Here is a 12,702-nt window from a genome sequence, read left to right on the forward strand (position 1 = left end):
TTGAAGCAAGATTTTTTCTTTTTCCATTGTACCATATTTTGATAAAGATTTTTCAGGAAAAGTAATGTAGAACAGGTGTTTCTGTGGTATGATTAATGTTAGAAAAAAGGTGGTGAAAACGTCTTGGATAAGCTTGATAATTATATCGTGACAATTTTAGAAAAGAGTATTACTCCTAGGAAATTGCCATTTTTACATACTATTTTGGCTGGTAGAAGGACTGGTCAGGCTGTTCAGGATGCGCATCTTTTTCAAATGCAGCATTTATTTGGATTAGTACCAAATTTGAAATTAAAGTATTTAGAAACAAGGCTTAAAGAATTAATGCGACAAGGTATAATTACTGTTACTGAAAATGGCTATAAAGTGGAACAGAAGCCCAGTATTTCGTTTGAAAAGAGTTATCCTTCCTTTCATGGATTTGCTTTTCAACAACAAGTTTTTGCCTTCTTTGCACATTTACGACTCGCAGTTCAAGTTGTTAGTAATAAACACCATACAGAGAAATATTATTTACCAGTTATTCGCGATAAGAAAGTACAGCAATTTATCAAAATTTGGTTACAAAATAAGCAACAAGATGACCTTGCTGATAGATTATATATTGAACTTATCAAGTGGTTTAATAGCTTAGCTGTAAGTAGACCAGAATTTTTAGTGGAACGATTTTCCGGCGGGAAACTAATGGGTTATACCACAGAACAAATTGCTACTAAATATCAAGTGGAGAAGTGGGATGTTTATTTTGAAGTATTACATGAACTTCATCGGTTGCTTGCTACCATAAAAGAAAGCGAAGAGGAGTGGCCGCTTTTAGCTAGTTTAATACCAAATGAACTGATGAACCTAACTTCTTCAGCTATAAAAACTTATATATTGTGGGGAAAAGGAATGGATTTGGAGATGGTTGAACGGATCCGAAATTTAAAAACAAGTACGATACAAGATCATTTTGTGGAAATTAGAGCTACTTTGAAAGAAGCAAAAGTTCCTTATTTACCAGAGGAGGAATTAATCAAAGCAATTAATTCGAGAAACTGGCATTTACTTCGGGACATAAAAGCTGCATTTCCAGATTTGGATTATTATCAAATCCGCTTAGCAGTTGTCAGTAAGGAGGACGAACAATGAATTTAGAACAAGAATTAAAGACCTATCTTGGTTTTGAGGAATTTCGTCCGGGACAAAAAGAAGTAATTGAAAAAGTACTAGCAAAGAAAAACTGTTTCGCGATGCTACCGACTGGCACTGGAAAAACCGTTTGTTATCAGCTAGCGGGACATCTAATGGACGGACTAGTATTAATTGTCTCTCCGCTACTATCGCTTATGCAAGATCAGATGGAAAGAATGCGAGCTTACGGGGAAAAACGTGTGGCGGCGCTCAATAGTTTTTTAAAGAAAGAAGAAAAACAGCAAATCATTACAAATATTCATTTATATAAGTTTATATTTTTATCTCCAGAGATGTTAAATAATAAAATTGTTAAAAATACGCTTCTACAACAAAAGATTAGCTTATTTGTTATAGATGAAGCCCACTGTATTTCTCAGTGGGGACATGACTTTCGACCTGATTACTTGATGCTTGGGCAGTTTATTGAAGAGGCTAAATTTCCAGTTTCGATGGTACTTACAGCTACTGCAACTAAAAAAGTTAGAGCAGATATATTAAAACAGCTACATCTAGCTGATTGTGAACAAGTGATTTATTCTGTTAACCGGCCTAATATTTATTTGCAAGTAGAAAAATTTTCTAATCAACTTACTAAAAAAGAACGTTTATATGAGCTAGTTTCCAGGCTAAAAACACCTGGTATTATTTATTTTTCTAGTAAGAAACTAGCAGAAAATACTGCAAAAGAGTTGAATGAAGTACTTGGTTTAAGTGTTGCTTATTATCATGGCGATATGGAAACGGAAGATAGAATTGTGATTCAGCAACAATTTGTATACGGACAGTTAGATATTATTTGTGCAACGAGTGCATTTGGAATGGGAATAGACAAGGCGAGTATACGCTTCGTTATTCATTACCATATGCCAGCAGACATAGAAGCTTATTTGCAGGAAATTGGCAGAGCTGGTCGTGATGGAAAAGAAAGTATTGCTATTTTACTGTATGCTATTGGAGATGAGTTTATCCAAATGCAGTTAGCAGACCAAGATATACCGGATGTTAACCTTATGCATCTACCAAAAGAACAGCTTAAAACACTCCCAGAAACAGAACAACGCTTTATTGATTATTACCAAAAAAGTGGTTTAACAACAACAGAATTAACGACTAAAATGGAATATCGAAAAAGCTGGAAAAGAGCTAATTTACAACAATTTATTGGATATATACATTCAGAATCGTGCCGTAGAAACTATATAATGCGTTATTTTGAAGAAAACCCTCTAGAAGTAACACCCGAAAATTGCTGTGATTTAGATAGTGCTTTTACCATAAGTTTTGAAAAAGAAGAAAAGACAAGTCCAAAAGAAATATTGACCTGGGAAAATTACTTATCTTATCTACTTCAATAGATAGTAAGTTACGAAAATTGACAAAAAGTAGCTTATTTCACATTTTTTGTAAAAAAAATACTTGTTTAATAGTGAAAAAATTGTTATTATTTTGTTCAGTAATCTGTGTGAAATGAAAAAAATTATATGCCAGAAGTACTAAATTATACTGATTATTGGTTTTTTCTACTAAAAAAGCGGTTTAAGTGTTGTTGTATATTGCTTTTATGGTTATAATTATTTCAAAGGTATTTCATTTATTAACATCTTATGTAACACTTCTCTGTGCCAATAATAGTGCATAGGATAATAGTAGAAAGCACTAAAGGAGGAACTTTGAGTGGCGAGAACAAGAAAAAGTAAACGGGAATATGAAGAACCGGCTGATTATGATATGAATTCTGAAGGACAAGACGAATTTAATAATGAACCGCCGATGCTATCCCGTTCTGATAGCAGAAAAGGAAAAAAGAAAACTATTTTTAGATACCCACTGCTTAATTTATTAATTGTGTTTTTCCTATTAATTCCAATCGTGATAGTAATTGTATTTGTAACAGTACAAAATATGGGATCAACTAACGAAGTGAAAACAGAAACGGAATCGACAGTTAATGTTTCCGACAACACGAAAACAAAAGAAGAAAAAGAAAAAGCTAAAAAAGCCGCAGAGGAAAAAGCTGCTGCAGACAAAAAAGCTGCAGAGGAAAAGAAAGCCGCGGAAGAAAAAGCTGCTGCTGATAAAAAAGCGCAAGAAGATGAAGCTGCTAAAGCCGCAGCCGCTAAGAAAGAACAAGAAGCTGCCGCAGAAAGAGCGGCAGAAGAAAAGGCCGCAGAAGAAAAAGCTGCTGCTGATAAAGCTGCAAAAGAAAAAGCCGCAACAGAAGCAGCACAAAAGAAAGCGGGAGGTTCTCATACAGTTAAAGCAGGGGATACTCTATATAGCATAGCGCGTTCTGCCTATGGACAAGCTGGAGCTGCTGCTGGCGTGGAAAAAATCAAACAAGCTAACGGACTTGGTGATAACAATGTTCCTGTTGGTACAGTTTTAACAATTCCGCAGTAATAACAACACTAAATGGGTCTGGGAAACGCTTCCGAGACTCATTTGTTTGTTTTAATGGAAAAAGATAGGGGGAAATGATTTATGGCAAAAGTAGCACTTATTACAACAGGTGGCACGATTGCAAGTAAAAAAACAGCATCAGGAAAACTTGCATCAGGGGAATTATCTGGAGAAGAATTAGCTGCATTATGCCAATTACCCACAGAAATCCAAATTGATATTTATTCCACCTTTCAACTCCCTTCTATGCATATTGCACTTTCGGACCTTATTAGTTTAAAACAATTAATAGAATCTATTTTTATGGATGAAACGTATGATGGCATTGTTGTAACACATGGTACAGATTCGCTTGAAGAAACAGCCTATTTTCTTGACCTTGCAATAACGGATACAAGACCAATTGTAGTTACTGGTTCTCAAAGAGCGCCAGAAGAACCAGGGACAGATGCCTACGTGAACATTCGCCATGCTATTTATACTGCATGTGAAGTGAATTTACGACAAGCTGGTACAGTAGTAGTTTTTAATGAGCGTATTTTTGCCGCGCGCTATGTAAAAAAAGTGCATGCATCAAATATACAAGGGTTTAGCGCATTTGGGTTTGGATATCTTGGCATTATAGATAACGATCAAGTATTCCTTTATCAAAAGCCACTGGAACATGAGTGTTTTGATATTCGGCTTGATTTACCAGAAGTAGTAGTTATCAAATGCTATCTTGGTGCAGATAGTTTATTTATAGACGCAGCCATCGATACTGGTGTTGCAGGAATTGTCTTGGAAGGCGTAGGACGAGGACAAGTTGCTCCTAAAATGATGCCAGCAATTATTCGGGCTTTAGAAGCAAAAATTCCTGTTGTTATCACGACAAGTGCGGAAGAAGGAAATGTTTATACTACATATGATTACGAAGGCAGTACATTTGATTTATACAATCGTGGTGTTATTTTAGGGAAAGATTATGATAGTAAAAAAGCGCGGATGAAATTAATGGTGCTATTAGCGTCCCAAGAAGAGATTAATCAAACCAATTTCAGATAAAAGGAGTTTTATTTTATGACTAAGAAAATATGTATCGCAATTGATGGACCAGCTGCAGCGGGTAAAAGTACAGTAGCAAAAATTGTTGCAAAAAAATTGCGTTTTGTTTATATTGATACGGGAGCTATGTACCGGGCAGTTACTTATATCGCGCTAAAAAATAAAGTGGCTTATGAAGACGAAATGGCAATTGATTCTTTACTAAAAAAAACAGTGATCCGTTTCGAGCCAGGTGAAGTGCAACAAGTATTTATAAATGAAGAAAATGTGACGGATGTCATTCGCTCATTAGAAGTAACCAATCATGTTTCTATCGTTGCTGCACATCCAGCTATTCGAGAAGCACTTCAAGAACGCCAACAAGTTTTTGCGACAGAAGGCGGAATTGTGATGGATGGTCGTGATATTGGGACGGCTGTGCTTCCAAATGCAGAACTTAAAATTTTCCTATTAGCCAGTGTAGAAGAACGAGCAGAACGACGTTATAAAGAAAATATGGCTAAAGGCTTTGCAGGCGATTTAAATCAATTAAAGAAAGAAATTGAAGAACGTGATCACTTAGATTATACTCGGGAACATTCTCCGCTAAAAAAAGCAGACGATGCTATTGAAGTAGATACGACATCGATGTCAATTGATGAAGTCGCAAATAAAATTCTTTCACTTGCTGAACAAAAAATCCAAAATTAATGGAAAAGTGCTACATTTTCAGAACTAAATGGAAATGTAGCACTTTTTTAATTTAACCGTGAAACTCTAAACAAGGTGAGCGATTTCACGGTCTATAGGCAATTTAACCCCCTTAAAAGAGCTTGACAAATGTCTGGATTTGTAGGATGTTATAAGAGAGATTTTTTACTTTGTGAAAAGTATCTTGAAAGGATTTTCTAGCTGGAAGATAAGTTTTACTGAGGGTGTATTTGTTATTTTTCTTTATTTAATTAAAAATTGCCTATTGAGGAAAACTAGTCAAGCGGATGAAGCGAACGTGAAAAGTTGCTTCTGAATTAGAAATTCCTAAAATTCGACTAACGAATGGAGGGCTACACATGTCTGAAGATTTATTTGATGTGGAAGTTAGAAATTTTGAAGAAGGAGACAAAGTCACTGGCACAGTTACGAGTGTGGAAGATAAACAAGTTTATGTTGGTATTCCAGATAGCAAACTTGATGGTGTCGTTCCAATAAGTGAACTTTCCAATATACATGTGGAGACAGCTTCTGACGTTGTAAGCGTAGGGGACACACTTGATTTAATTGTCACTAAAGTAGAAGATGATGTACTTGTTTTATCCAAAAGAAAAGTGGATGCAGAAAAAGCATCTGATGATATTAAAGCTAAATTTGAATCTGGTGAAGTGTTCGAAGCAATTGTCAGTGATGTTGTTAAAGGCGGGTTAGTAGTTGATCTTGGAGTTCGTGCTTTTGTTCCTGCTTCTTTAGTAGAAGATCATTTTGTGGAAGATTTTGCAGATTATAAAGGTACAACCCTTACTTTCAAAGTAGTAGAATTTGAACCAGAAAACAATCGAGTAATTTTAAGTCACCGTGCTGTGGTGGAAAATGAAAAAGCTAGTCAAAAGCAAGCCCTTTTAAATGAAATCAAAGAAGGCGATGTAATCGAAGGTACTGTTCAGCGCTTAGCTAACTTTGGTGCTTTCGTGGATATCGGCGGAGTAGATGGACTAGTTCATATTTCACAAATTTCTTATAAACATATAGCTACACCGCAAGAAGCACTAGAAGAAGGACAAAAAGTGAAAGTGAAAGTTATCGGGATTGACCCTGAAAATGAACGTATTTCTCTTTCTATTAAAGCAACTTTACCAGGACCTTGGGATGGTATTTCTGAAAAAGCGCCAGTTGGTTCTGTTTTAGAAGGAAAAGTAGTTCGTTTAGTCACTTTTGGAGCTTTTGTGGAAATTTTCCCTGGGGTAGAAGGTTTGGTTCATATTTCACAAATCTCCCACGAACATATTGGAACACCTCAAGAAGTCCTTTCAGAAGGTCAAACAGTAGAAGTAAAAGTATTAGAAGTAAATGAAGCTGATAAACGTTTATCTTTAAGTATTAAAGAATTGCAAGATGCTCCAGTTGAAGAAGCTGATTATGAACTTCCAGAAGAAAATACTGGATTCCAAATGAGCGATTTAATTGGTGATAAACTAAAAGGTCTTCAAAACGACGAAAAATAATTGTTTAGAAAAGAGTCTAGGGAGACTGTTCCCATAGGCTCTTTTTATTTTTGTAATCGAACTTTTCATTGCCAGTAAGCTGTTTTACTGATAAACTAAAGAAAGTTTGATAAATAGGATTCGAGAAAAAAGAAGGTGAAATAATGGCAAAACCAGTTGTAGCGATTGTCGGACGTCCAAACGTTGGCAAATCGACTATTTTTAACAGAATCGTTGGTGAACGTGTTTCCATAGTGGAAGATGTTCCCGGTGTGACACGTGACCGCATATATAATTCAGCGGAATGGCTTGGAAAAGAATTTAACATTATTGATACAGGTGGTATTGATCTTTCCGATGAACCATTTTTAGAGCAAATTCGGGCACAAGCGGAAATCGCAATTGATGAAGCGGACGTAATTATTTTTATTACCAATGGTCGTGAAGGAGTTACCGATGCAGACGAACAAGTAGCAAAAATTCTTTACCGGTCTAATAAACCAATTGTTTTAGCGATTAATAAAGTAGATAACCCAGAAATGCGAGATCAAATTTATGACTTTTATTCTCTTGGTTTTGGTGAGCCATATCCAATTTCTGGTTCACATGGACTAGGACTTGGCGATATGCTTGATGCTGTTCGTGCTCATTTTCCAAAAGAAGAAGAGGAAGAATATCCAGATGAAACAGTGAAATTTAGTTTGATTGGTCGACCAAATGTTGGTAAATCCTCTATTCTAAATGCACTTCTTGGAGAAGACCGTGTCATTGTTTCAGATATTGCGGGCACAACTCGTGATGCAATTGATACAACTTATACATTTGATGGTCAAGATTATGTCATGATTGATACGGCCGGTATGAGAAAACGTGGGAAAGTGTATGAAAGCACAGAGAAATATAGTGTTTTACGTGCAATGAGAGCAATTGAACGCTCCGATGTTGTTCTTGTGGTTATCAATGCAGAAGAAGGTATTCGTGAGCAAGATAAACGAATCGCTGGATATGCACATGATGCTGGACGTGCAATTATTATTGTTGTAAACAAATGGGATGCCATTAACAAAGATGAAAAAACAATCAATGTATGGACAGAAGATATTCGGGAGCAGTTCCAATTCTTAAGCTATGCACCAATTGTTTTTGTATCTGCTAAAACAAAACAACGCTTAAACAATCTATTCCCACTCATTAACCAAGTAAGCGATAACCATTCACTGCGTGTACAATCCAGTATGCTAAATGATGTTATTAGTGATGCTGTTGCAATGAACCCATCACCAATGGATAAAGGTAAACGACTTAAAATCTTCTATACAACACAAGTGGCTGTTAAACCACCAACATTTGTTGTATTTGTAAATGATCCAGAACTAATGCATTTCTCTTATGAACGTTTCTTAGAAAACCGGATTAGAGAAGCATTTCCGTTTGATGGTACGCCGATTCGAGTAATTGCTCGTAAGCGGAAGTAAAGTTTTCAGGAGGGGAAATACAATGACACAGAAAAAAGTAGCTATTCTTGGCGCTGGAAGTTGGGGAACAGGTCTTGCGCTTGTCCTAGCTGATAATAATCATCAACCTGTTATTTGGGGAAACTTAGATAAAATTGTGAATGAAATTAACGAATCGCACACGAATAGTCACTATTTGCCAGATATTATTTTACCAACTGAGGTAAAAGCGACATTATCACTTGATGAAGCTATTGATGGTGCTGAAATTGTCGTAATTGCTATTCCAACAAATGCAATGCGTATCGTTTGTAAACAATTGAATGAAGCATTAAAAGAACCAACTATTTTAGTGCATGTAAGTAAAGGTATTGAACCAGAAACGAACCTTCGAATGTCGGAAGTGATTGAAGAGGAAATAGATGCTGCAAAACGTAAAGCACTTGTAGTTCTTTCAGGTCCTAGTCACGCAGAAGAAGTAGCTCTTCGTCACCCAACGACGCTTTGTGCTAGCTGTAAAGATTTGAAAGCGGCAGAAATCGTGCAAGATCGTTTTATTAATAACAATTTACGTATTTATACGAATGATGATGTAATTGGGGCAGAAATTGGTGGGGCGCTTAAAAATATTATCGCACTTGGCGCAGGGATTTCTGATGGCCTTGGATACGGCGATAATGCTAAAGCGGCACTAATGACGCGCGGAATGGCAGAAATCACTCGTCTCGGTGTTGCTGTGGGCTCTAATCCACAAACCTTTTACGGGCTAACTGGTATTGGTGACTTAATCGTTACTTGTACAAGTGTGCATTCACGTAATTGGCGAGCTGGAAACATGCTCGGTAAAGGCGAGAATCTAGATGAAGTTTTAGAAAAAATGGGTATGGTCGTTGAAGGTGTTCGAACAGCCAAAGCAGTACATGGCTGGGCAAAAAAACTAGATATTGACATGCCGATTACCGAATCGATTTATGCGATTTTATTTGAAAATAAAGATGCTCGTGAAGCCGTTGATTTATTAATGGGTCGTAAAAAGAAAATCGAAAAAGAATCATTTTAGTAGAAGGAACCAAGGTAAGCTATTCGCTTATTTTGGTTCTTTTTTTATGAACTATGCTAAAATGAAGTGGAAGAATTAAATTCGAAAAAGTAGGTGGAGATATGGAAGTTACTCGTACAGATAAAGCTGTCACATTGATATGGGAAAAAGAAGAAGTCAGCGAAGGGACTTTAGTTTTTGTAAGTAGTAGTCCTATACTTGAAGCAAATAGTGAACCTGTTTTTGAAGTGTTCAGTACCACCAATCATTATACTGTTGAAACAAAAGACGTTCCAATTTATTTCATTTTACAGACCCCAACTGGAGATAAAAGAGTTATTACTGAACGGATATTACCACTCGAAAGCGTCTTTAACTTCCGAGATATGGGCGGTTATGAAACGAAACAAGGAAAACATGTAAAGTGGGGTAAATTATATCGTTCTTCCAATTTAGTAAATATAAACCAAGCAGATGCTATATTGCTCCAAAAATTACATATTAAATGGATTTGTGATTTGCGAAGTAGCTCTGAAGTAAAGGCACAACCGACCCCGGAAATAGAAGGAGTTCTTAATAAGCATATTCCTATTGGTACAGCAAAAAATGAAAAAACGACGCTTCCTGTATCAGAAGACAAAGCGATTTATGAACCTTTAATGGGGGAAAGCTATCGTGTTTTTGTACAATCGGTAGACGGTTTTAAAGAAATTTTTAGCGAAATTTTAACAGATGCTAAAGCAGGTTTGCCATTTGTTTTTCATTGCACCGCTGGAAAAGACCGTACAGGGGTCTTAGCCGCACTTTTATTAACGTTACTAGATGTACCGGAAAAAACGATTTTTGACGATTATGCAATCACTAATCGTTATCAGGATAACATTCTACAAGAAATGGGTGGGATTGTCTCGCTTTTTTCGAATGGAAATGAAAAAATCGATTTAGAAGCTTTTCGACCGATGGCAGAAGCCCGTCCCGAATATTTGGAAATAGCCTTTGACGAAATGAAAAAACAATTTGGTTCGGTTGATAACTATTTGGAAAAAGGAATCGGAATAACTGCAAAAGAAAAAGCCTTAATCCAACAACAATTGTTAGAATAAAACTAGGCTCAGAAACCTAGAGTTGTCAGGTAATGGCTCTGAATTTGCTTCTATTTTTATGAAAAAAGAACTATTTTAGCTAATTATGGTGGTATCGCTTGCTATTCTAAGGTTTCCAAGTTAGTATTATGGTTAACAGGTTGATACTATCACGTTTTCAAGCCACTAGAGCAAAAATATATGATTGAAAATGTTAAGAAACAGTGTCAGTTTGGCATTATTCCTTGCAGTTGCTGGGATTATGTGATAATCTTTTATCAGAATTACTGTTAAGGCTTGTAGTTAAGCCATTTCAGTCATGATTCTCCTTAGATTTCCAAAAATTAATTTTATTTTTGGGAAAAAAGAGAAATACAGGTACCATCTTATACCTGCTTATTTTGTAGTATTCTGTGAAGGAGGTGAAAAACACAATGGCAAATAAAACTGATTTAGTAAACAGTGTTGCTGAATTAGCTGATCTTTCTAAAAAAGACGCAGCGAAAGCAGTTGAAGCTGTATTCGAAACTATTCAAACTTCTTTATCTAAAGGTGAAAAAGTTCAATTAATCGGATTTGGTAACTTTGAAGTACGTGAACGTGCTGCCCGTAAAGGCCGTAACCCTCGTACGAAAGAAGAAATCGACATCCCTGCAAGTAAAGTACCAGCATTCAAACCTGGTAAAGCGCTTAAAGAAGCTGTTAAATAAGTTACATAGACTTTTTAAGCACTAACTCTAGTCTAGCCTTAATTTTATAATTAAGCTAGGCTAGTTTTTTTTTGGTTATTTAAGGATGAAATAGGGAATAAAATAGTAAATCACTATTATTATCTCTTATTTAAGCAAATTAAATTTACCTTGAAGTTCGGCTGTGTTAAGATATACAAGGTATATAATGCTAAAAAGATAGGGGAATTAAGGATGGAGCAAATAGACAAACAAAAAATTGCTGATGCGATAAAAGTTATTTTAGAAGCAGTAGGAGAAAATCCAGATCGTGAAGGACTTATTGATACACCAATGCGAGTCGCTCGTATGTATGAAGAAGTTTTTGCTGGACTGAAAAAAGATCCTTCTGTTCATTTCGATACTATTTTTGAAGAACAACATGAAGAATTAGTACTTGTTAAAGACATTCGCTTTTCGTCTATGTGCGAACATCATCTTGTTCCTTTTTTTGGCGTAGCTCATGTGGCTTATTTACCTCAAAACGGAAGAGTTGCAGGGCTTAGTAAACTTGCTCGTGTAGTGGATGATGTGAGTCGTCGTCCACAACTTCAAGAGCGTATTACTACAACTGTTGCAGAAATTATGATGGATAAATTAAAACCACTGGGAGTTATGGTGATAATGGAAGCAGAGCATATGTGCATGACTATCCGTGGTGTGAACAAACCAGGAACTAAAACAATTACAAGTGCAGTACGAGGCGCTTTTAAAAATGACGATAAGCTTAGAAGCGAAGTTTTGGCTTTAATTAAGCATAATTAAATATCCTTATGGTATAATTTATTTTACATAATAAGGAGATTCAAAGGGGAATGTTAAATGACTTATCAGGCGAAGAAGGCTGGGCTAAAGGAAGTGGAGCAGTTGGTACATGAGCAAGCAGTCTATCAATATTTACAAGAGAATAATGAGGGCGTGCAAATGGACAAAGATCAAATGCTGTTTCTTCATGAAGCGATTTCCGGATCTGATTTGGCGGATGCTTCTGCGTATCGCGTAGTTAGTGCAACTCTTTACATGATATTAGCTCATGACACACATGAAAAAATCGATGAACCAGGCGATATTGTACAGCTAACTCGAAAAGAACAAGAGTTGACCGTATTAGCTGGTGATTTTTACAGTGCTCTCTATTACCAGACCCTTGCGGAATTAGAAATGATTCCCTTACTTAGAGCCTTGCAAAGCGGTGTTCAAGAAACAAATACTGCAAAGACTAATATTTACCAATTACATGTAGCGACAGATGAAGAATATCTCACACAACTTGCTTTGACTAATGCGGCGATTTTTGCTAAGTTTGCAAAGTATTTTATGAAAGATGAAACATTTATCGCTTTAGGCTGTCAGTTCTTTTTACTTAAAAGGTTACAAATGGAGCTTGCCACTTATCGAGAAATTGGTGCATCTAGGTTGAAGCGTGCTTTTGAACATGGATATTTTGCGAAAGAAGCCATAACTAGTTTTGAGAGTTGGTTAATAGCCATTATTCGTGATGTAAAGATGGAAGTTAAACGACTTAAAAATGAGTCTGAACCACTTTCTACTATACTTGAAAAAAGAATTACTGAGATTATTAACGACTGATAAATAGAAGGAGAT

The 12,702-nt window shown here is 36.1% G+C and carries 12 protein-coding genes; all 12 read left to right on the top strand.

The window, feature by feature from the left end; genetic code table 11:
- The first annotated feature begins 123 nt into the window (after positions 1 to 123).
- The 12 genes from HCB45_RS00925 (at position 124) to HCB45_RS00980 (ending at position 12,687) form a co-directional block, all read left to right on the top strand.
- A complete protein-coding gene (locus tag HCB45_RS00925) occupies positions 124 to 1,131 on the top strand; it encodes a YpbB family protein (protein WP_185607872.1) in 1,008 nt (335 codons plus the stop codon).
- A complete protein-coding gene (locus HCB45_RS00930) occupies positions 1,128 to 2,531 on the top strand; it encodes a RecQ family ATP-dependent DNA helicase (RefSeq protein ID WP_185607873.1) in 1,404 nt (467 codons plus the stop codon). The genes HCB45_RS00925 and HCB45_RS00930 overlap by 4 nt, the downstream gene beginning before the upstream one ends.
- Before the next feature lie 319 nt (positions 2,532 to 2,850).
- Positions 2,851 to 3,576, top strand: coding sequence for a LysM peptidoglycan-binding domain-containing protein (locus HCB45_RS00935; protein WP_185319145.1), 726 nt, complete (start codon positions 2,851 to 2,853; stop codon positions 3,574 to 3,576).
- Between the two features lie 81 nt (positions 3,577 to 3,657).
- Complete coding sequence (locus HCB45_RS00940) at positions 3,658 to 4,620, top strand: asparaginase (protein ID WP_185319144.1); 963 nt, start codon at positions 3,658 to 3,660, stop codon at positions 4,618 to 4,620.
- Positions 4,621 to 4,635: 15 nt separating this feature from the next.
- Positions 4,636 to 5,310, top strand: coding sequence for a (d)CMP kinase (cmk, locus tag HCB45_RS00945; protein ID WP_185319143.1), 675 nt, complete (start codon positions 4,636 to 4,638; stop codon positions 5,308 to 5,310).
- Between the two features lie 359 nt (positions 5,311 to 5,669).
- Positions 5,670 to 6,815, top strand: coding sequence for a 30S ribosomal protein S1 (gene rpsA, locus HCB45_RS00950; RefSeq protein WP_185319142.1), 1,146 nt, complete (start codon positions 5,670 to 5,672; stop codon positions 6,813 to 6,815).
- Positions 6,816 to 6,958: 143 nt separating this feature from the next.
- Positions 6,959 to 8,269: a ribosome biogenesis GTPase Der gene (gene der, locus HCB45_RS00955; protein WP_003769459.1), complete on the top strand. Its 1,311-nt coding sequence runs from the start codon at positions 6,959 to 6,961 to the stop codon at positions 8,267 to 8,269.
- Between the two features lie 22 nt (positions 8,270 to 8,291).
- Positions 8,292 to 9,308 (top strand): NAD(P)H-dependent glycerol-3-phosphate dehydrogenase, encoded by a 1,017-nt coding sequence (locus HCB45_RS00960; protein ID WP_185319141.1) that lies wholly within the window; start codon positions 8,292 to 8,294, stop codon positions 9,306 to 9,308.
- A gap of 101 nt (positions 9,309 to 9,409) precedes the next feature.
- On the top strand, positions 9,410 to 10,390 hold the full coding sequence (locus tag HCB45_RS00965) for a tyrosine-protein phosphatase (RefSeq protein WP_185618358.1): 981 nt from the start codon (positions 9,410 to 9,412) through the stop codon (positions 10,388 to 10,390).
- 413 nt (positions 10,391 to 10,803) lie between these two features.
- On the top strand, positions 10,804 to 11,079 hold the full coding sequence (hbs, locus tag HCB45_RS00970) for a non-specific DNA-binding protein Hbs (protein ID WP_003720260.1): 276 nt from the start codon (positions 10,804 to 10,806) through the stop codon (positions 11,077 to 11,079).
- Positions 11,080 to 11,292: 213 nt separating this feature from the next.
- Entirely contained in the window at positions 11,293 to 11,862 is a 570-nt protein-coding gene (folE, locus tag HCB45_RS00975; RefSeq protein WP_185319139.1) for a GTP cyclohydrolase I FolE, read from the top strand.
- 57 nt (positions 11,863 to 11,919) lie between these two features.
- On the top strand, positions 11,920 to 12,687 hold the full coding sequence (locus tag HCB45_RS00980) for a heptaprenyl diphosphate synthase component 1 (protein ID WP_185319138.1): 768 nt from the start codon (positions 11,920 to 11,922) through the stop codon (positions 12,685 to 12,687).
- Positions 12,688 to 12,702: the final 15 nt, after the last annotated feature.

Source organism: Listeria farberi (assembly GCF_014229245.1).
In the GTDB taxonomy this organism is placed as follows: Bacteria; Bacillota; Bacilli; order Lactobacillales; family Listeriaceae; genus Listeria; species Listeria farberi.